At 68.4% G+C, this 18743-nt stretch carries 20 protein-coding genes; 9 read left to right on the plus strand and 11 right to left on the minus strand.

All coding sequences use genetic code 11. The features are described 5' to 3' along the window. Window positions 1-100: 100 nt before the first annotated feature. The 5 genes from KYC_RS10045 (at window position 101) to KYC_RS10065 (ending at window position 5008) form a co-directional block, all read left to right on the plus strand. Entirely contained in the window at window positions 101-895 is a 795-nt protein-coding gene (locus KYC_RS10045; protein ID WP_008161593.1) for an enoyl-CoA hydratase/isomerase family protein, read from the plus strand. Window positions 896-1008: 113 nt separating this feature from the next. After that, window positions 1009-2286 carry a Zn-dependent hydrolase gene (locus tag KYC_RS10050; RefSeq protein WP_008161594.1) on the plus strand — a complete coding sequence of 426 codons (1278 nt, stop codon included), beginning with the start codon at window positions 1009-1011 and terminating at the stop codon, window positions 2284-2286. A gap of 13 nt (window positions 2287-2299) precedes the next feature. Next, on the plus strand, window positions 2300-2635 hold the full coding sequence (locus KYC_RS10055; RefSeq protein WP_008161596.1) for a YbbN family protein: 336 nt from the start codon (window positions 2300-2302) through the stop codon (window positions 2633-2635). Between the two features lie 53 nt (window positions 2636-2688). Continuing rightward, the gene (locus KYC_RS10060) at window positions 2689-3573 is read left to right on the plus strand and encodes a DMT family transporter (protein ID WP_050814859.1); all 885 of its coding nucleotides are present in this window, start codon (window positions 2689-2691) and stop codon (window positions 3571-3573) included. 64 nt (window positions 3574-3637) lie between these two features. Continuing rightward, window positions 3638-5008 (plus strand): carotenoid oxygenase family protein, encoded by a 1371-nt coding sequence (locus KYC_RS10065; RefSeq protein ID WP_008161599.1) that lies wholly within the window; start codon window positions 3638-3640, stop codon window positions 5006-5008. Here the strand turns inward: KYC_RS10065 and KYC_RS10070 are convergent. Both KYC_RS10070 and KYC_RS10075 read right to left on the minus strand, forming a co-directional pair. Beyond that, the gene (locus KYC_RS10070; protein WP_008161600.1) at window positions 4993-5877 is read right to left on the minus strand and encodes a DMT family transporter; all 885 of its coding nucleotides are present in this window, start codon (window positions 5875-5877) and stop codon (window positions 4993-4995) included. The genes KYC_RS10065 and KYC_RS10070 overlap by 16 nt on opposite strands. Further along, a complete protein-coding gene (locus KYC_RS10075) occupies window positions 5868-6596 on the minus strand; it encodes a GNAT family N-acetyltransferase (protein ID WP_008161601.1) in 729 nt (242 codons plus the stop codon). Before KYC_RS10075 ends, KYC_RS10070 begins: the two co-directional genes overlap by 10 nt. Window positions 6597-6719: 123 nt before the next feature. Here KYC_RS10075 and pdxR point away from each other — a divergent pair, with 123 nt between their 5' ends. Further along, the gene (gene pdxR / locus KYC_RS10080) at window positions 6720-8228 is read left to right on the plus strand and encodes a MocR-like pyridoxine biosynthesis transcription factor PdxR (protein ID WP_008161602.1); all 1509 of its coding nucleotides are present in this window, start codon (window positions 6720-6722) and stop codon (window positions 8226-8228) included. 7 nt (window positions 8229-8235) lie between these two features. On the opposite strand, the gene KYC_RS10085 is transcribed toward pdxR, so the two are convergent. The 5 genes from KYC_RS10085 to KYC_RS10105 are packed head-to-tail and all read right to left on the minus strand — an operon-like array spanning window position 8236 to window position 13184. Continuing rightward, a complete protein-coding gene (locus tag KYC_RS10085; RefSeq protein ID WP_008161603.1) occupies window positions 8236-8742 on the minus strand; it encodes a MaoC family dehydratase in 507 nt (168 codons plus the stop codon). 46 nt (window positions 8743-8788) lie between these two features. Then, a complete protein-coding gene (locus KYC_RS10090; protein ID WP_043518044.1) occupies window positions 8789-9976 on the minus strand; it encodes an acetyl-CoA C-acyltransferase family protein in 1188 nt (395 codons plus the stop codon). Between the two features lie 14 nt (window positions 9977-9990). Next, window positions 9991-10911, minus strand: coding sequence for an SDR family NAD(P)-dependent oxidoreductase (locus KYC_RS10095; protein WP_008161606.1), 921 nt, complete (start codon window positions 10909-10911; stop codon window positions 9991-9993). A 27-nt stretch (window positions 10912-10938) separates the two neighbouring features. Further along, entirely contained in the window at window positions 10939-12195 is a 1257-nt protein-coding gene (locus KYC_RS10100; protein WP_043518046.1) for a CaiB/BaiF CoA transferase family protein, read from the minus strand. Between the two features lie 11 nt (window positions 12196-12206). Then, window positions 12207-13184, minus strand: a complete 978-nt coding sequence (locus tag KYC_RS10105) for a Bug family tripartite tricarboxylate transporter substrate binding protein (protein WP_008161612.1) — start codon at window positions 13182-13184, stop codon at window positions 12207-12209. Between the two features lie 127 nt (window positions 13185-13311). Between KYC_RS10105 and KYC_RS10110 the strand changes: the two genes are divergently transcribed. Further along, window positions 13312-14232 carry a LysR family transcriptional regulator gene (locus KYC_RS10110; RefSeq protein ID WP_238531908.1) on the plus strand — a complete coding sequence of 307 codons (921 nt, stop codon included), beginning with the start codon at window positions 13312-13314 and terminating at the stop codon, window positions 14230-14232. 18 nt (window positions 14233-14250) lie between these two features. Here the strand turns inward: KYC_RS10110 and KYC_RS10115 are convergent, their stop codons facing one another. Both KYC_RS10115 and KYC_RS10120 read right to left on the minus strand, forming a co-directional pair. Then, complete coding sequence (locus KYC_RS10115; protein ID WP_008161615.1) at window positions 14251-14547, minus strand: hypothetical protein; 297 nt, start codon at window positions 14545-14547, stop codon at window positions 14251-14253. Continuing rightward, complete coding sequence (locus KYC_RS10120; RefSeq protein WP_008161618.1) at window positions 14547-15179, minus strand: LysE family translocator; 633 nt, start codon at window positions 15177-15179, stop codon at window positions 14547-14549. Before KYC_RS10120 ends, KYC_RS10115 begins: the two co-directional genes overlap by 1 nt. 152 nt (window positions 15180-15331) lie before the next feature. Here KYC_RS10120 and KYC_RS10125 point away from each other — a divergent pair, with 152 nt between their 5' ends. Then, a complete protein-coding gene (locus KYC_RS10125; protein ID WP_008161619.1) occupies window positions 15332-16159 on the plus strand; it encodes a DUF72 domain-containing protein in 828 nt (275 codons plus the stop codon). A gap of 18 nt (window positions 16160-16177) precedes the next feature. Here the strand turns inward: KYC_RS10125 and gorA are convergent, their stop codons facing one another. Further along, window positions 16178-17536: a glutathione-disulfide reductase gene (gene gorA, locus KYC_RS10130; protein WP_008161621.1), complete on the minus strand. Its 1359-nt coding sequence runs from the start codon at window positions 17534-17536 to the stop codon at window positions 16178-16180. Between the two features lie 172 nt (window positions 17537-17708). On the opposite strand from gorA, the gene KYC_RS10135 reads away from it, so the two are divergent. After that, entirely contained in the window at window positions 17709-18332 is a 624-nt protein-coding gene (locus tag KYC_RS10135; RefSeq protein ID WP_008161623.1) for a LysE family translocator, read from the plus strand. A gap of 12 nt (window positions 18333-18344) precedes the next feature. On the opposite strand, the gene KYC_RS10140 is transcribed toward KYC_RS10135, so the two are convergent. Further along, the gene (locus KYC_RS10140) at window positions 18345-18671 is read right to left on the minus strand and encodes a c-type cytochrome (RefSeq protein WP_008161625.1); all 327 of its coding nucleotides are present in this window, start codon (window positions 18669-18671) and stop codon (window positions 18345-18347) included. Between the last annotated feature and the right edge of the window lie 72 nt (window positions 18672-18743).

Below are 18743 nucleotides of genomic sequence, written 5' to 3' on the forward strand. Positions count from 1 at the left end.
TGTTGACGACTGTATCGCCGAACCTCGCTTTTACCCATAAAATCAGCCCATCAGATGGACATATCCGTTGAGCCATAGTCAATAAATCGAGAGACACCCCATGACGCTGCAAGCACCGCTGGACCTCGCCCTGGACGGCCCCATCGCCCGGCTGACGCTGAACCGGCCCGACATGCGCAATGCCTTCGACGATACGCTGATCGCCGCGCTAACGGCGGCCATCAAGACGGCCGCGGACGCCCCGCAGATCCGCGTCCTGCTGCTGACCGGCGCGGGCAAGGCCTTTTGCGCGGGCGGCGACCTGAACTGGATGCGCAAGATGGGCACGCTGACCGACGCCGACAACCGCGCCGACGCGGCCCGCCTGGCCGGCATGCTGCACGCGGTCTGGGCCTGCCCCAAGCCGGTCGTGGCGTGCGTCAACGGCGACGCCTACGCCGGCGGCATGGGGCTGGTCGCCGCCTGCGACATCGCCATCGCGGCGGACAGCGCGCACTTCTGCCTGTCCGAAACCCGCCTGGGCCTGCTGCCCGCCACCATCAGCCCCTACGTCATCCGGGCCATGGGCGAGCGCGCCGCCAACCGCTACTTCCTGACGGCGGAACGCTTCGATGCCGCCACGGCACTGCGCTTGGGGCTGGTGCACGACGTCGCGCCGGCGGCGCAGGCGCTCGAAGCCGCCGAGTCCATCTGCCGCACCCTGTGCGCCAACGGGCCCGGCGCCGTGCAGGCCAGCAAGCGCCTGGTGCGCGACTTTGCGGGGAAGTCCCTGGACGACGGGCTGATCGCGGACTCGGTGGCGCGCATCGCGGCTATCCGCAGCACGGAAGAAGCCCGGGAAGGCGTAACCGCCTTCCTGGAAAAGCGCGAACCCGCCTGGCGCAAGACGGCGTAGGCGGACGGCGGCGCAGCGCGGGGCGCGGCGGGGCGGCGCTTTGATGTCGCACGCCCCGTCCCGGCAAGCCGCGCCATTGATGCCATAATCCAGGGCGATCTTCTGGAAGTCTCATGCCGCAAGCCACACCGCCCGCCTTTCCCCCCCTGAACGCCGAACGCCTCTGGTCCCGCGTCGAAACCCTGTCCACATTCACGCTGCCGGACGTCCCCTGGACGCGCCGCGCCTTTTCGCCGCTGTTTGACGATGCGCGCGCCTGGCTGCGCAGCGAATTCGAGGCCGCAGGCCTGGCCACGCGCCTGGACGCGGGCGGCAACCTGATCGGCACGCGCGCCGGGCGCGACGCGGCGCGCAAGCCCATCGCCACCGGCTCGCATTGCGACACGGTAATGAGCGGCGGCCGCTTCGACGGCATCATCGGCGTGCTGGCCGGCATCGAAGTCGCGCACACGATGCGCGAGCACGGCATCGAACTCGACCATCCCTTTGAAGTCATCGACTTCCTGTCCGAGGAACCCAGCGACTACGGCATCTCGTGCGTTGGCAGCCGCGCGCTGTGCGGCCAACTGACCGCCGACATGCTGTCCGCCCGCAACCCGCAAGGCGAAACACTGGCCCAGGGCATCGCCCGCATCGGCGGCGACCCGGCCGCGCTGGACGCCCCCCTGCGCCGCGCGGGCGAAACCGCCGCCTTCGTCGAACTGCACATCGAACAGGGCCCCGTCCTTGAAAGCCGCAAGCTGCCGATTGGCGTGGTCACCAACATCGTCGGCATCCGCCGCGTGCAGATCGTCGTGGAAGGCCAGCCCGACCACGCCGGCACCACGCCCATGGACATCCGGCGCGACGCCCTGGTGGGCGCGGCCCGCATCATCGACGCCGCCAGCCGCCAGGCCAGCGCCGCCAGCGGCAACCCGCATTACGTGGTCGCCACCGTGGGCCGCCTTTCCATGACGCCCAACGCCGCCAACGCCGTGCCCGGCCGCGTCGAACTCACGCTGGAAATGCGCAGCGACAGCAACGCCGTGCTGGACGCCTTCCCGGAGACCCTGATGGCCGGCGTGGAAGACGACCTGAAGGCGCTGCGCCTGACGGCCGGCTTCACGCAACTGAGCCGCGCCCAGCCCACCGACTGTTCGCCGCTGGTCATGGACGCCGTGAAGGCGGCGGCCGACCAGCTCGGCTACGCGTCGATGCGGCTGCCCAGCGGCGCCGGCCACGACGCCGTGTACATGGCGCCCACCGGCCCCATCGGCATGATCTTCATCCCCTGCCTGAACGGCCGCAGCCACTGCCCCGAAGAATGGATCGAACCCGCGCAACTGCTGGACGGCACCCGCGTGCTGTACCAGTCGGTGCTCGAACTGGACCGCGTGCTGCGCGGCGCCTGAGGACCCGGACCCCATGGAACAGATAGAACTCAACGACAGCACCGCCGACCGCTACCTGCTGGACGCCCCCGGCCTGTCGCTGCTGGTCTTCCACAGCCGCACCTGCGGCACCTGCCGCGTCGCGCGCGAACAACTGCCCGGGCTGGAACTGCCGGTGGAACGCGTCTGCTGGGTCGCCGCCGGCGACAATCGCGGCCTGGTCGAGCGCTACGAGGTCTTCCACCTGCCCGCCATGTTCGTCACCCGCGACGGCGCCTTCTTCGGCCCCGTGCAATCCACGCTGGCCGAATGGGACCTGCGCCAGCAGATCGGCCTGGCGCTGGACAGCTACCCCGCCGAACTGCCGTGAACGCCGCCGCCAAGCCGCAGCGCCTGCCGCTGGACGCGCTGGCCACCGGCTCCATGCTGCTGCTTTGCGTGTGCTGGGGCTTCCAGCAAATCGCGATCAAGCTGGTGGCGGACGACATCGCGCCCATCATGCAGATCGGCCTGCGTTCCACCTTCGCGGCGCTGGTGCTGGCCGCGGTGGTGTGGCGCGGCGAGGGCCGCCGGGCGTTCACCGATGGAACCGCCCTGCCCGGCCTGCTGGTGGGACTGCTGTTCGCGGGCGAATTCCTGTTCGTCGCCCAGGGCCTGGTCTATACCACGGCCTCGCACATGTCCGTGTTTCTCTACACCGCGCCCATCTTCGCGGCGCTGGGCCTGCATTGGCTGCTGCCCGAAGAACGCATGAAGCCGCTGCAGTGGCTGGGCGTGGCGGTCGCGTTCTGCGGCATTGCGGTCGCCTTCCTGGGCAAGGGCGGCGACCAGGCCGCCCACGCCGGCGCCCGCAACATGCTGCTGGGCGACGCCATGGGCCTGGCCGCAGGCCTGCTGTGGGGCGCCACCACCGTGGCAATCCGCAAGACCTCGCTGTCGGAAGCCGCCCCCGCCAAGACCCTGTTCTATCAGATGGCCGTGGCCAGCGTGGGCCTGCTGGCCTTCGCCGTCGCCACCGGCCATCACGGCGTCCGGTACACCCAGGCGGCGGTGCTCAGCGTGGCCTTCCAGGCGGTGGTCGTTGCGCTGTCCAGCTACCTGGCGTGGTTCTGGCTGCTACGCCGCTATCTCGCGTCGCGCCTGTCCATCCTGTCGTTCCTGACGCCGCTGTTCGGCGTGAGCTTCGGCGTGCTGATCCTGGACGAACCGCTGGACGCGGGCTTCGTGGCCGGGGCCGTCATGGTGCTGGCGGGGATCACCCTGGTCAGCGGCGCGGAAATAGTCAGGGAACTGCTGCGCAGGCGCTAGGCGTCAGGCTCGCACTTGCCGGCGCAGTCCGGGTAGCATGAACAAAACTCCCCCGGAGCCGCCCATGCAACCCTGGCACAGCGACAACCCCGCCCTGGCGCAAGCCTTCGCCCCCGTCTTCGACGAACGCGACGACACGGACCTGCAGGTCGACGGCGAACTACCCGCGGGCCTGAACGGGGTCTTCATGCGCAACGGCCCGAATCCGCAGTTCGAGCCGGTCCCGGGCTACGCCTACCCCTACGACGGCACCGGCATGGTCCATGCCCTGCACCTGGACGCGGGACGCGCGCGCTACCGCAACCGCTGGGTGCTCACCCGTGAATTACAGGAAGAGCGCCTCGCCGGCCGCCGGATCTACAACCCCACCTTCGGTCCGCCGCCGCAGGCCAACCTGGCCAACGCCAATGTGCTGCGCCACGCCGGCCGGATCTACGCGCTGTACGAAGGCGGCTGTCCCTATGAAATGGACGGCGCGCTGGCCACGCTGGGGCCCGAAACCTTCCAGGGCAGACTGACGGGCGCGTGCTCCGCGCATCCCAAGGTCGATCCCGCCACCGGCGAGATGCTGGCGGTGAATTACGACCTGATCGCGGGCACGCTGGAATACATGCGCGTGAACGCGCATGGCCAGGTCGACCGCCAGGTGCAATTCGCCTCGCCGTGGCCGGCGCTGGTCCACGACATCGGCCTGACGGCGACGCACGTGGTCGCGTTCGTGTGTCCGCTGGTGTTCGATTTCAGCCGGGGGCCGGCGGCGCCCGCCTGGGAACCGCAGCGCGGCACGCGCGTGCTGCTGATCCCGCGCGACTGCGCGGACCCGGCCCAGATCCAGTGGATAGAAGCGGATCCGTTTTTCAATTGGCACATCGCCAACGCCCACGCGGACGGCGCCGTGATCGAGGCCGTGATGCCCTGGCACGACGGCTACGGGCCGGGCGCGCGCAAGCGGCTGGAATTACACCGGGTGCGCATCGACACGGCCAGCGGCCGCGTGCAAGACCAGATGCTGGACGACCAGCCCTGCGAATTCGGCCGGGTCAACGATGCGTGGCTGGGCCGGCGGACGCGCTACTGCTATGTCGGCCTGCGCGACCCGCGCCCTGGCGAAACGCCGCAGCCTGGCGCTTTCGAGGCCTTTGCCCGCTACGATCTGGACACGGGCGCCAAGACGGTCTTTCGCCTGCCCGCCGGGCAGACCGCCTGCGAACCGGTATTTGCCGCCGATCCGCCAGGCGCGGGCGAAGCGGACGGCTACATCCTGTCGTTCGTGCATGCGGCCAACGACCCCGGCGGCCTGTTCATCGTGCTGGACGCGCGCGATCTGGCGGCGGGTCCGGTCGCGCGAGTCCGCCTGCCGCGCCGCGTACCGGCGGGCCTGCACGGTTCCTGGATGCCGACGCCCGCCTACGGCGCGGATCAGCCCCGGCGCTGACCCAGGTTCAGCACAATCATCCCCGCCCCGGCCAGCACAAAGGCAAAGCCCCACCAGTCCGCCGCGCCGGGGCGGTCGCCCACCAGCGCCATCGCGCCCAGCACGCCCACGACCGGCACCATCAGCGTCGTCAGCGCGGCAACGGTGGCGCTGACGCGCTCGCTCAGCACGAACCACAGCCAGTAGGCCACGGCCGTGCCCAGGATGATGTGAAACGACAGCGCGCCCGCGACGCTTGCGGTCCAGCCTTGCGTGGGAAACGATTCGCCGGCGATCAGCACGCCCGCCAGCGCGCAGCTTGCGCCAACCACCAGTTGCCAGGCCGTCACCACGATGCGGTTGCCGGCCACCGGCCAGCGCTTCAGGTAAACGGTGCCGGCAGCCCAGCCGAACGCCGCCACCAGCGGAAATATCAGCCCCTTGGCGGCGGCGATGTCGCGCTCCGCGAACACCGCGTGCAGCACCGGCCAGGCCAGCACCGCCACGCCGCACGCGCCCAGCAGCAGCGCCAGACCGCGGCGCCGGTCCAGGCGTTCGCCCAGCACCAGCCAGGCCAGCACGGCGGACATCATCGGCATGGTGAAAGTCAGCACCGCCGCGCGCGACGTGCTGGTGCTGAGCTGCGCCCACGCGACCGCCAGGTTGAAGACGGCCACCGCCAGCACGCCGCCGACCAGAATGCCCGGCCACGCGCTGCGCGGCGGCAGCAGCGGCAAACGCTTGGCGCCCGCCAACAGCAACAGCAGCAGCGCACCGCTGCCCAGGCCAAGCACGCGCAGCGTGAACGGCGGGAAGATCGACAGAATGATCTTCACCGCCGGCCAGTTCAGCCCCCAGAACAGGGCCAGCGCAACCGGGATCAGGCGCACGCGGCCTTTTCCTGGGCGGCCAGTTCGGCCAGGCCCTTGCGCTGGTTGCCTTCGGCGTCGAAGTTGTCCGGGCTGAGCCAGCGCTCATAGGCGGCGCGCAGGGCGGGCCATTCGCTGTCGATGATCGAGAACCACGCCGTGTCGCGGCTGCGGCCCTTGTACACCGTGGCCTGGCGGAACACGCCTTCGAACTGGAATCCCAGGCGCAGCGCGGCGGCGCGCGACGGCGCGTTCAGGCTGTCGCACTTCCATTCATAGCGGCGGTAGCCGAGTTCATCGAACGCGCGGCGCATCAGCAGGAACTGCGCCTCGGTGGCGATGCGGGTGCGCTTGAGCTGGCGCGAGAACGACACGAAACCGACCTCGATGACGCCGTTGGCCGGATCAATGCGCATCAGCGCCAGCGTACCGATGGCGCGGCCCGTTTTCAGGTCGATGATGGCGTGGTGCAGCGGGTCATTGCCCGCCTGCGCGCCCTCCGCGAATGCGCGGTAGGCGGCTTCGTCCGCAAAGGGTCCCACGCTCATGTAGGTCCAGTCGCTGTCGTCGGGCGCCTGGCTGAAAGCCTGGTACAGGTCCGCCGCATGGCGCTCGGCCGACAGGGGTTCCAGCCTGCAATAGCGGCCGGTTGCCGCTTCCAGCGGGGGACGCGGACGCGCGCTCCAGCCGGGCAGGTCCGGGCCGATGGGTTGTTGGAAAGCATTGGTGCGGGGTTGCATGCGACGTAGCCTCATCCAGGTTGGGGAGCGCCGCCGGCGGTGGCGGGCGCAACACGCAGGCCCTCACGATATCGGAATCGTGGCATCATAAAAAGCGCCACGAACCTCGGATTTAATAGGGCCATGATTGACACTCCCCTGAGCGGTCGCGCGGGCGCCTCGCTGCTGTCCAGCCCCCTGTCGCGCGGGCCCGGCGCCCTGCCCCGCCAGCGCCAGCTCATCCAGCGCCTGAAGCAGGCCATCCTGGCCGGCCAGCTGCCGGCGGGCGGCAAGCTGCCCTCCTCGCGCACGCTGTCCGAGGATCTTGAGATCTCGCGCAACACGGTGCTGATCGCCTACGAGCAACTGACGGCCGAGGGCTACGTAATCGCGGACCGGCAGGGCACGCGCGTGGCGCCCCTGTCGGCCGCCGCCCGCAGCGCGGCCAGCCAGGCCGCCGCCCCGGACGCGGCCCCCGCCCCGGCCACCGCCAGGCGGCTTGCCCGCATCGTGTCCACGCGCTACGCGCACGACGGCTCCTTGCCCATGACGCCCGGCACGCCGGCCCTGACCCAGTTTCCCATCAGCGCATGGCGCCGGGCGCAGGACCGCGCCCTGCAGTCCGCCCCGGCCACCGCCCTGGGCTACGGCCACCCCGTGGGCGAACCCGCGCTGCGCGAGGCCATCGCCCAATACCTGCGCGTGTCGCGCGGCGTGCATTGCGACGCGTCGCGCATCGTCATCACCGAGGGCGCCCAAGGCGCGCTGGCGCTGTGCGTGCAGTTGCTGACCAACCCCGGCGACACCGCCTGGCTGGAAGACCCGGGCTACCGCGGCGCCAAGTCCGCCTTCCATGCGGGAGACCTGAACGTGGTGGCGATGCGCGTCGACGCCGACGGCATCGTCATCCCGGACAGCGCCTGGACCGCACAGCCGCCCCGCCTGATCCAGACCACGCCGTCGCACCAGTACCCCACCGGCGCGGTGCTGTCCCTGACGCGCCGGCTCGATCTGCTGGAACGCGCGCGCCGCGCGGGCGCCTGGATCATCGAAGACGACTACGACAGCGAATTCCGCCACCAGGGAGAACCGATAGCCGCCATGCAGGGCCTGCTGCCCGACGCGCCGGTGCTGTACGTAGGCACGTTCAGCAAGACCATGTTCCCCGCCCTGCGGCTGGGATTTCTGGTGTTGCCCCAGGCCATCGCCGCGCAAGCGATGCCCTCCATCACAGAGATGCTGCGCGGCGGCCACCGGCTGGAACAGCTGACCATGGCCGCCTTCATCGAAAACGGCCAGTTCTCGCGGCACCTGGGCCGCATGCGGCGCCTGTACCGCGAACGCCAGGCCGCCCTGCGCGAAGCGCTGGCCGCGCATCTGGGGATAGACCACGAAGTGCTGGGCGGGCACAGCGGCCTGCATCTGACGGTGCGGCTGCCGCCGGCGTTTCCCGATGTGGCGATCGTGGAACAGGCGCGCAGGATGGGCATGAATCCCAGCGCGCTGTCGACGTTCGCACTGACGCCGCGCGAAGAAGACAACGGGCTGGTCATCGGTTACGGGAATACGGGCGCAGAACGGTTTCCGGCGCTGCTGCGCAGGCTGCGCGACGTGGCGCTGGCGGCTGCCGCGTCGGCCGCTACGCGGACGTGACGGCCGTCTACTCTGCCCGCGGCTCGCCGTAGCGCACCAGGATCAGCCAATCGGCATGCACCGATGGCCGCGGCGCGCCCTCGGCCTGGATTGCGACAGTCCAGGCGCAGCGCGCTTCGCCGGGTCTGGTTTCGACCACTTGCGTCAATGCAAAACTGGCCGATACGCGGGAACCAGACAGGACGGGCGACGTGAAGCGGACTTTGTCGAACCCGTAGTTCAGCGCCATGATCGCGCCCGGAAAAGCGATGCAGCTGGCCTGCCAGTCCGTCAGCAATGACATCACAAGGAATCCATGCGCGATGGTGTCGCCGTAGGCGGACTCCGCCCTTGCTCTTTCCCGGTCTACATGAATCCACTGGCCGTCGCGCGTGACCCGCGCGAACTGATCAATCATTTCCTGGGTGATCGCAATCGTCCCGGAAGCGATGGGCGGCTGCCCCACGAAGTCGATGAGCGACTGGACGGAGGGAAACGGGCGGATCACGGAAAGAGAATCTGGATTGCGCGACATGTGTTCAGAGGATCGAGAGAAAGGGAATGGCCGCGCTTCCCGCGCGTCAGATGCGTTCAAAAATGGCGGCGATGCCCTGCCCGCCGCCGATGCACATGGTGACCAGCGCATAGCGGCCGCCCACGCGGTGAAGCTCGTGCAGGGCCTTGACGGCGATGATGGCGCCCGTAGCGCCCACCGGATGCCCCAGCGCGATGCCGGACCCGTTCGGATTGAGCTTGTCCGGGTCCAGCTCCAGTTCGCGCGCAACGGCCAGGGCCTGCGCCGCGAACGCTTCATTGGATTCAATGACGTCCATGTCGGCCGCCGACAGGCCTGCCTTGTCCAAGGCGGCGCGCGTGGCGGGAATCGGACCGATGCCCATGTAGCGCGGATCCACGCCCGCGTGGGCATAGGCAACCAGCCGGGCCAGGGGCCGGGCGCCGCAGGCCTGGGCGCTGGCCCGCTCCATCAGCACCAGCGCGGCGGCGCCGTCATTGATGCCCGAGGAGTTGCCTGCGGTAACGGTGCCATCGTCCTGCGCAAAGACGGGTTTCAGGCCGGCAAGGTCGTCCAGGCTGATGTCGGCGCGGACATGCTCGTCCCGCACGAAAGGAATGCGGCCCCTTCGCGAGGGCGCCATGACGGGCGCCAGCTGGGAATCGAAACGTCCTTCGGCGATGGCCCGCGCGGCGCGGCGATGGCTTTCGACGGCGAGCGCATCCTGCGCCTCGCGCGTGATGCCGTACCGCTTGGCAATGTTCTCCGCCGTAACGCCCATGTGTATGCGGTGAAAGGGATCGTGCAGCGCGCCCAGCAGCATATCCACCATGGGCGCGTCGCCCATGCGTGCGCCAAAACGCTGCGACGCGCTGGCATAGGGCGCGCGCGACATGCTTTCCGCGCCGCCGGCGACCGCGACCGTGCAATCTCCCAGCAGGATGGCCTGCGCGGCGGAAACCACCGCCTGCAGGCCCGAGCCGCAAAGGCGGTTCACATTGAAGGCCGGCGTGTGCTCGCCGCAGCCGGCTTCGATGGCCGCCACACGCGACAGATACAGGTCGCGCGGCTCGGTGTTGATGACCTGGCCGAAGCAGACGTGTTCCACCTGCGCGGGATCAAGCGCCGCCCGCGCAACGGCGGCGCGGACGACTTCCGCCGCCAGGGCGACGGGCGGCACGTCCTTCAGGCCTTTGCCGAAACTGCCGATGGGCGTGCGCACGCCGGACAAGACAACGACTTCCCTGCTATGCATGGCGCGGATCCGGGTCAGATTGTCTGTTCAAGAACGGCGCGCGATTGGCGGCCTGCCTGCGCCTTGGCGATCTCGTGGCGCAATTGGTCAAAGCCCGTGACGGGAACGGTTTCCCCGCTGCGATCCGCGACCTCGTCCAGACGGCCGATCAGGGCGTTTGCCGACAACTCCGCTTCGTCCAGGAAGATGCCGCGGGTCATGGTGATATGGGCCTGCTCGAAGCTTCCCGCGCCCGCCATCAGCACCGTCCGGCTGGGCGCGCCTTCCGCCACCAGCGCGATCAGGGCCGGGCTGACTGTCTCGGGCGCAAGCAGTTCCAGCGCCTGCGGTTCCAGCAGGCCTTCGGTCATGGCCGTCGCCGCCGTCGGCGCAAGGCAGTTGACCCGCACGCCATGGCGTTCGCCTTCCAGCGCCAAGGTCTGCATCAAACCGACCAGCGCCATCTTCGCCGCGCCGTAGTTGGACTGACCGAAGTTTCCATAGAGGCCGGAGGACGACGTGGTCATTACGATGCGGCCATAGTTCTGCGCGCGCATGGTGTTCCACACCGCGTGAGTGCAGTGCACGGCGCCCATGACGTGGACTTCCATCACGAGCCTGAAATCCTCCAGGGTCATCTTGGCAAAGCTCTTGTCGCGCAGAATTCCCGCGTTGTTCACCAGGATATCGACACGCCCCCATCGTTCGATGGCCATCTCGACCATCGCCTGGACTTGCAGCGGGTCCGTGACGTCGGCGCCATGCACGCAGGCGTCGCCGCCCGCCGCGCAGATGGCGTCCGCGACGGCCTGCGCCGCCGAACCGGGCTGGTCCGCGCCCATGTCGTTGACCAGCACCTTAGCGCCATGGCGCGCCAGTTCCAATGCATGCGCGCGGCCTAGGCCGCGTCCGGCTCCGGTCACGATGGCGGTGCGCTCTTGTAGAAGTTGTGTCATGGATTCTCCGGGTGTCGATATATATAGTCAGTGTGCCGAAGGCGTGGCCGCCCCTGCCTGGGTCCGGATGATGCCGGCCCGCTCCAATTCAGCGATGCGCGCTTCGTCCAGGCCGGCCCTGGCCAGCACGGCGTAGGCGCCCTCGCCCAGCGCAGGCGCGCCGGCCGGCGTCGGCCCGCCATCCTGGCCAAAGGCGAATCCGATTCCGTGGGTCCGCACTTCGCGCCCGTCTTGGCGGAAGCGGTGGTCGGGCAGGTCCACGCAGCCGGTCGTGTCGACCTCGTGCAGGAATTCCTCCAGCTTCCTGACCCGGGCCGCCGGAACCTCCGCATGGCCCAGCAATTCCTCAAGCTGCGCCGCGCTCCGGCTAGAGAACGCCTGCCGCAGCCGTTCGGCGACATAATCTCGATCGTTCGGCACCACGAAGCCGTTGGGGCGGTTGAACGCGGCCAGATCCAGCGCCCGGGGGTCGCTGCACAGCGCCTCGATCCCGATGGCGGCGGTCAGCTTGCGGAACTGTTCCGGCGTATTTGCCGCCACCGCCAGCCACCCGTCCGAACAGCGGTAGGTGTCCGCAGCGGGGCTGCCCGTATAGCCGCGATTGCCGACTCGCCGCGTTGGCGTGCCATCGGTCAGATAGGCGCACGTGTTGGGATACATCAGCATCAGCGAGGCCTGGACCATCGACGCGTCGATATACTGGCCGACGCCGTCGCGGGACCGGCGGTGCAGGGACGATACGATGGACAATGCGCCCAGCATGCCGACCGCGACGTCGATCACGGGGAAGCCCACCTTCAGCGGAGGCGCATCGTCGCCCTCCCCCGACATCATCATCATGCCCGTCATGGCCTGGACCACGTGGTCATAGGCGCCGCGCTGCGACCAGTCTCCGTGCTGGCCGAAGCCCGAGATCGAGCAATACACGATGTCGGGCCGGACCGCCTGGATGGACGCGTAGTCAAGCCCGTAACGGGCGACCACGCCCGGCCGGAAGTTCTCGATGAAGACATCGGCCGACGCGGCCAGGCCGCGAAGCAGTTCGGCGCCTTGCCGTGTCCTGATGTCCAGCGCCAGCGACTGCTTGCCGGCGTTGATGGCCGCAAAGCCGGTGGGCGTGTCGGTATCGACGCCGTTGGTCATCGACCGCAGCACCTCGCCCGCCAGGGGCGGTTCCACCTTGATGACTTCGGCGCCCAGTTGGGCCAGGTAGAACGAGGTGAGCGGGCCTGCGATCACGTGCGACAGATCCAGCACGCGTATGCCTTCGAGTGGTTTAGCCATGAGTATCCAAGTCAGCCGGCGGAAACGCCGGCCAGTTTTATGATGTCGGCCCATTTCTGGTATTCGTCGCGGACGAAGGCGGCGGCGGCCCGGGGACTGTCGCTCTGGATCACGCGGATCCCCGCCGCCTCGAAATCGCGCCTGACCGTGCTGTCCTTGAGCGCCGCCGTCGTCGCGGCATAAAGCGTGTCGACCACGTCGGCGCCCGGCTTCCCCGGCAGCCACAGGCCAAACCAGAATTCCTGGACCGCCAGGTCGCTGTGCAGGAGCTCGTGCAGCGGGGGCACATCAGGAAGCTCGGCCATGGGCTCGCGGCTGGTCACGGCCAGGGCGCGCAGCCTTCCGCTCTTGACCTGGGGAATGGCGGTTCCCGCGATCGTGAACGCGAAATCGGTGTCCCCGCGCGTCAGCGAGATCGGAATCTCCACCGAACCCTTGAACGGCACATGCACCGCTTCCGCCCCGACCAGCGCGGCAAAGGTGGCGCCGCCAAGATGCGCCGCCGACCCCACGCCGCCGGACGCGTAGTTCATCTTGCCTGGACGCGCCCGCAAGGCGGCAATCAGGTCCTGCACGCTGCGGTACGGCGAACCGGCAGATACGACAAGCACGCTGGGCGACGTGCCGATGACGGTGACCGGCGCGAAATCGCCTGCCGGATCGAACGCCAGCGTCGGCTGCAACGCCTTCTGGATCAGGTGCGAGTTCGAACCCAGCAGCACGGTATAGCCGTCGGGAGCGGCCTGGGCGACATATTGCGCCGCCAGCACGCCGCCCGCGCCCACCTTGTTTTCCACCACGATGGGCTGTCCCATCGTCAGGCTGAGCTTGGGCCCGAACTGCCGCACCATGATGTCGGGCCCGCCTCCGGCGGCATAGGGCACGACGATGCGCACCGCCCTGGACGGATAGGTTCCCGCGGCTTGGGCGGCGAAATGCGACATCAGACCGGCGCCCAGGGCGCCCAGGCAGAAGGTGCGGCGTTGCATGCTGTCTCCTTGTTTTGCATGCAGAATACGGGATCGCAGCTAATAGAAAAATTGATATATTTTGATATCGCGATAACTTTAAGTTGTATCCCCGAAAAGGAGCCCACCCATCGAAGCCGACCATCTGGTGGCGAAATTGCGCTTTCGCCATCTGCGCATGCTGCAGGTGCTGCAAAGCACCGGCAGCCTTCGGGCGGCAAGCCAGGCGCTGAACCTGACGCAGCCGGCCCTGAGCAAAGCGCTGACCGAAATCGAAAACGCGTTTGGCTTTGTCCTGTTCCTGCGCACGGCGCGAGGCCTGGCGCCCACCGCGCAGGGGGCCGTGGTGCTGCGCGGCGCCGCGATGCTGCTTGAAGAACTTGCGCATCTGCGCACCGACGCCTCGACCGCCGATCGCTTCGCCGCCAAAATCCGGATCGGCGCGCCGCCCTTCGTGGCGCAGACCTATCTGAGCGGCGTGGTCGAAAAGCTGGTCAACCAGCCGTCGCCCCTGCGCGTGCAACTGATGGAAGACCGGGTTCCCGCCCTGATTCAGGCGCTACAGCAAGGGGAGATAGACGCGCTGATCACGACATTCCCCCTGCAATTACTGGAATCCGGCGCGGGCGCGCTTCGATGCATCAAGCTGTTCGAGGTGCAGTTCGCGGTGGTCGGGCCGGCAAAGCACCCGCTGGTCCGGTCGCGGCGCGTGGACTGGTCCCGTCTATCGCAGGAGCGCTGGGTGATGCCCGCAGAGGGATCAATGGGCCGCAAGCTTATCGAAGACTGTTTCACGCATGCCGGGCTGCCCGCTCCCCTGCCCGTGGTCGAATCGACCAATCCGACAACCGGCATCCAGTTCATCGCCGCCGGCCTGGGCATCGGCATCGTCCCGGACATGACGCTGCTGCGCCGCAGCCCGCTGCTGGCGGGGTCGGTCAAGCAGATACGCGTGCACCCGGAACCGCCCTCCAGCGTGGTGGCGCTGATCTTTCGGGAAGGGGCCGCCAACCCGCGCGTCGCCCTGCTGCAAGAAGCCCTGGCCCAGATATTTCACCAAGGCGCCTGAGCAAGGCCGGGTGCGGGCCTAGTCGACCAGCCCGCCCAGCACCAGCAGCGTCATCAACAGCCAGAACAGGAAGCCGATGATCGAGCGCCGCAGCAGCGCCTTCACGGCGGCCCACAGGAACATCAGTCCCAGGACCAGCAGCACCAGGTTGAAGATGGACGGGCTCATGCCCATCGCCCCGGCCAGACCCGCGTAGAAGTCGCCCAGGGCGCCGCCCAGTCCGCCCAGCAGCCATTTGATGCCCGCCACGATGGCGCGCAGGCCCTCGCCGAGCACGCCGCCCAGCGTTGCGAAGAAACCGTCCTGGTCCGGCATCAGCGGCGCGTATCGGCAAGCATGCGCACGGCCAGGCCGGCCAGCACCGTGCCCATCAGCCAGCGCTGCACCACCATCCACAGCGGACGGCCCGCGAGGAAGCCGGCGATGGAACCGGCCGTGATGGCGATCAGGGCGTTGACCGACAGGCTGATCGCGACCTGCGTCATGCCCAGCGCCAGCGTCTGCGTGAACACGCTGCCGTGCTCGGGCTGGATGAACTGCGGCAGCAGCGACACATACATGACGGCGATCTTGGGATTGAGCAGGTTGGTCACCAGCCCCATCGTGAAGAGCTGGCGCGGGCTGCTCTTGGGCAGGTCATACACCTGGAACGGCGAACGGCCGCCCGGGCGGACCGCCTGCCACGCCATGTACAGCAGGTAGATGGCGCCGCCAATGCGCAGCGCGTCGTAGGCGTAGGGCACGGCCATCAGCAAGGCGGTGATGCCGAACGCCGCGCAGGCCACGTAGAACACGAATCCGACCGCCACGCCCCCCAGGGAAATCAGGCCCGCCTGCGCGCCTTGCGAGATGGATCGGGACACCAGGTAAATCATGTTGGGCCCGGGCGTGAGCACCATGCCCAGCGCTACCAGGGCGAACGTCAGCAAATGAGTCAGATCGGGCATGATGAGCCGGCGCGCGCCGGACGGAAATCGGATCGGGAATGCACACCTTATCGCAAATCTGTACCGGAACAGCGGATTTTTGTGCCAGGGTTTACCGGCCAGTCGCGCGGGCGATACAGTTGACCGATCGTTCATCGCCGTGGAGCCCGGCCATGCCGAAACGCCATCCGTCCCCAGGTAACAAGTCCGCCGCCATCCGTATCGGCATCGGCGGCTGGACCTACGCGCCCTGGCGCGGGGTGTTCTACCCCGAAGACCTGCCCCACGCCCGCGAACTGGAATACGCCAGCCGCCAGCTCACCGCCATCGAGATCAACGGCACCTACTACAGCACCCAGAAGCCGGCCACGTTTGCCAAGTGGCGCGACGAAACGCCCGAGGAGTTCGTGTTTTCGCTAAAGGCGTCGCGCTACGCGACCAACCGCCGGGAACTGGCGGGCGCAAAGGAATCAATCGACCGCTTCCTGCACAGCGGCATCGCCGAACTGGGACCAAAGCTGGGGCCCATCGTCTGGCAGTTCGCGCCCACCAAGGTCTTCAGCCCGGACGACTTCGGCGCGTTCCTGGAACTGTTGCCCGCGACGCTGGACGGCCTGCCCTTGCGCCACGCGCTGGACGTGCGCCATGCCAGCTTTGCCTGCGAGGAATACGTCGAACTGGCCCGCCGCCACCGCGCCGCGACCGTCTACACCGACAGCGACGAATATCCCCAGATCGCCGACCGGACGGCTGGCTTTATCTATGCGCGCCTGATGCGCGCCAGCGATTCCTATAAGGCCGGCTACGCCCCCAAGGCGCTCGATGCCTGGGCCGAGCGCCTGCGCGCATGGTCGCGCGGCGGCGATCCGGCCGACCTGCCCCGCGTGACGCAGGCAAATCCCGCCGCCCACGCAGGGCCGCAGGACGTATTCGCGTACTTCATCAACGGGGAAAAAACGCGCGCGCCGGCGGCGGCGCGCGCGTTGATCGAACGCCTGTAGCGTCCGGGCCCGGCGGGCTTACTGCGCGACCGGGGTGCGCAGCGTCACGAACTCTTCCGCGGCCGTGGGGTGAATACCGATGGTTTCGTCGAAGACCTGCTTGGTCGCGCCCGCCTTCAGCGCCACCGCCAGCCCCTGCACGATCTCGCCCGCTTCCGGGCCGACCATGTGCACACCCAGCACGCGATCGGTCTTGGCGTCGACAATCAGCTTCATCAGCGTCTTTTCCTGCGACTCGGTCAGCGTCAGCTTCATGGGGCGGAAGCGGCTTTCGAACAGCTTGACCTCGTGGCCGGCCTCGCGCGCCTCTTCGGTCGTCATGCCGACGGTGCCGATGTTCGGCAGGCTGAACACCGCGGTGGGAATCAGCTTGTAGTCCACCTTGCGGTATTCCTCGGGACGGAACAGGCGGCGCGCCACGGCCATGCCTTCGGCCAGCGCCACCGGCGTCAGCGGCACGCGGCCGATGACGTCGCCGATCGCCAGGATGGACGGCTCGGCCGTGCGGTACTCGTCGTCCACCTCGATGAAGCCGTCTTTCTTGAGCTTGACGCCGGTATTCTCCAGCCCCAGATTGTCCAGCATCGGACGGCGGCCGGTGGCATAGAACACGCAGTCCGTCTCGATGACGGAGCCGTCCTTCAAGGTGGCGGCGAGCGAACCGTCCGCCTGCTTGTCGATCCGCGCAACCTCGGTGTTGAAGCGCAGGTCGATGCCCTTCTTGACGAGTTCGTCGCGCAGGTGCTCGCGCACGGCCTGGTCAAAGCCGCGCAGGAACAGCGGCCCGCGATAGGACTGCACGGTCTGCGCGCCCATGCCATTGAAAATCGACGCGAACTCCACGGCGATGTAGCCGCCGCCCACCACCAGCACGCGGCGCGGCAGGTCCTTCAGGAAGAAGGCCTCGTTGGAGGTGATGGCGTGTTCCTTGCCCGGGATGTCCGGCACCTGGGGCCAGCCGCCCGTCGCCACCAGGATGTGGCCGGCACTGTAGGTCTTGCCGTTGATCTCGACCTTGTGCGGGTCCACGATGCGGGCGTGGCCTTCCAGCAGCGTCACGCCGCTGTTGACCAGCAGATTGCGGTAGATGCCGTTCAGGCGTTCGATCTCGCGGTTCTTGTTGGCGATCAGCGTGGGCCAGTCGAAGGCCGGCTGTGCGGCGGACCAGCCGAAGCCATGGGCCTGCTCAAAGTCTTCGCTATAGTGCGCGCCGTAGACCAGCAGCTTCTTGGGCACGCAGCCCACGTTCACGCAGGTGCCGCCCAGGTAGCGGCTTTCCGCCACCGCCACGCGCGCGCCGAAGCCCGCGGCGAAACGCGCCGCGCGCACGCCGCCCGAGCCCGCGCCGATCACAAACAGATCAAAATCAAATGCCATGTTGTTTCCTTCGCGCAGCCTGCCGGCTGGCGTTCACTGTCCGGGAATACCGTATTTAACACCACCGGGCGGCGGCGCCCGGAGCGGCCCGGTTTTCAGACGGCAAGGGTTGGGATACATTGGCCGCAGACCGGCCCCGCGGGCCGCCCCCTTTATTACCGGAGCTGGACCCATGTCGCTTGAAACCTGGCTGGCCTTTCTGGGCGCTTCCGCCCTGCTGGTGATGCTGCCCGGCCCCACCATCCTGACCGTGATCAGCTATTCGCTCACTCATGGCAAGCGCGCGCGGCTGCCGCTGGTGCTCGCCGTGGCGCTGGGCGATTCCACCGCCCTGGTGCTGTCGCTGCTGGGGCTGGGCGCGCTGCTGGCCGCATCGGCCTTCTGGTTCACGGTGGTCAAGACCGTCGGCGGCCTGTATTTGCTGTACCTGGGCTACCGGCTGTTGCGCGCCGGCGTGGCGCCGGCCACCCTGCCCGTTGCGACGGCCGCCGGCTCGCGTTGGAAGCTCTTCGCCAACACCTACCTGGTCACCGCGCTGAACCCCAAGGGCATGATCTTCTTCGTGGCGTTCCTGCCGCAGTTCATCGACCCCGCGGGCGACGTGACGCGGCAGCTCTGGATGCTGTCGGCCACGTTTGTCGCCTGCGCCGGCGTCAACGCGGCGGCCTACGCCGTCTTCGCCGGCTCGGCCCGGCGCATGCTGGCGTCGCCCCGGGCCCAGCGCGGCTTCAACCTGGGCGGCGGCGCCCTGCTGTCGGCCGCCGGCGTCTGGGCCCTGCTGGCGCGCCGGACGTAACCGGGCTGGCCGTTAGCGCGCCGCGGCCATCATGTATTCGACGGCCGCGCGCAGCGTGGCATCGTCGGCCGCCGAGCCGCCGCGCGGCGGCATGGCGCCCTTGCCTTTCAGCACGGCGACCATCAGCGCGTCGGGGCCCTGCGCCAGGAATGGCGACCAGGCCTGCTTGTCGCCCAGCTTGGGGGCATTGGCCACGCCGCTGGCATGGCAGACCACACAGGCCGACTTATAGAGTTTTTCTCCGGTGGGATTGACGGCGGCCACGGAGTCCGCCGCAGCCTGCTGGAACGGCAGGCTGACCAGGGCGGCGGCAAAGGCGATTAGGGCGATTCTGGGCATGGCAAGGATCTCTGCTATGGGTTCGGGAATAAGAAGCCGGCAAGGCGCGCAGCGCGCGCCTTGCTGTCAGGC

Source organism: Achromobacter arsenitoxydans SY8, assembly GCF_000236785.1.
Taxonomy (GTDB): Bacteria; Pseudomonadota; Gammaproteobacteria; order Burkholderiales; family Burkholderiaceae_B; genus Achromobacter; species Achromobacter arsenitoxydans.

Coding starts and splice junctions, on each gene's coding strand:
- KYC_RS10045 (WP_008161593.1), top strand. CDS start 101: ATGACGCTGCAAGCACCGCTGGACCTCGCCCTGGACGGCCCCATCGCC.
- KYC_RS10050 (WP_008161594.1), top strand. CDS start 1,009: ATGCCGCAAGCCACACCGCCCGCCTTTCCCCCCCTGAACGCCGAACGC.
- KYC_RS10055 (WP_008161596.1), top strand. CDS start 2,300: ATGGAACAGATAGAACTCAACGACAGCACCGCCGACCGCTACCTGCTG.
- KYC_RS10060 (WP_050814859.1), top strand. CDS start 2,689: ATGCTGCTGCTTTGCGTGTGCTGGGGCTTCCAGCAAATCGCGATCAAG.
- KYC_RS10065 (WP_008161599.1), top strand. CDS start 3,638: ATGCAACCCTGGCACAGCGACAACCCCGCCCTGGCGCAAGCCTTCGCC.
- KYC_RS10075 (WP_008161601.1), bottom strand. CDS start 6,596: ATGCAACCCCGCACCAATGCTTTCCAACAACCCATCGGCCCGGACCTG.
- pdxR (WP_008161602.1), top strand. CDS start 6,720: ATGATTGACACTCCCCTGAGCGGTCGCGCGGGCGCCTCGCTGCTGTCC.
- KYC_RS10085 (WP_008161603.1), bottom strand. CDS start 8,742: ATGTCGCGCAATCCAGATTCTCTTTCCGTGATCCGCCCGTTTCCCTCC.
- KYC_RS10090 (WP_043518044.1), bottom strand. CDS start 9,976: ATGCATAGCAGGGAAGTCGTTGTCTTGTCCGGCGTGCGCACGCCCATC.
- KYC_RS10095 (WP_008161606.1), bottom strand. CDS start 10,911: ATGACACAACTTCTACAAGAGCGCACCGCCATCGTGACCGGAGCCGGA.
- KYC_RS10100 (WP_043518046.1), bottom strand. CDS start 12,195: ATGGCTAAACCACTCGAAGGCATACGCGTGCTGGATCTGTCGCACGTG.
- KYC_RS10105 (WP_008161612.1), bottom strand. CDS start 13,184: ATGCAACGCCGCACCTTCTGCCTGGGCGCCCTGGGCGCCGGTCTGATG.
- KYC_RS10115 (WP_008161615.1), bottom strand. CDS start 14,547: ATGCCGGACCAGGACGGTTTCTTCGCAACGCTGGGCGGCGTGCTCGGC.
- KYC_RS10120 (WP_008161618.1), bottom strand. CDS start 15,179: ATGCCCGATCTGACTCATTTGCTGACGTTCGCCCTGGTAGCGCTGGGC.
- KYC_RS10125 (WP_008161619.1), top strand. CDS start 15,332: ATGCCGAAACGCCATCCGTCCCCAGGTAACAAGTCCGCCGCCATCCGT.
- gorA (WP_008161621.1), bottom strand. CDS start 17,536: ATGGCATTTGATTTTGATCTGTTTGTGATCGGCGCGGGCTCGGGCGGC.
- KYC_RS10135 (WP_008161623.1), top strand. CDS start 17,709: ATGTCGCTTGAAACCTGGCTGGCCTTTCTGGGCGCTTCCGCCCTGCTG.
- KYC_RS10140 (WP_008161625.1), bottom strand. CDS start 18,671: ATGCCCAGAATCGCCCTAATCGCCTTTGCCGCCGCCCTGGTCAGCCTG.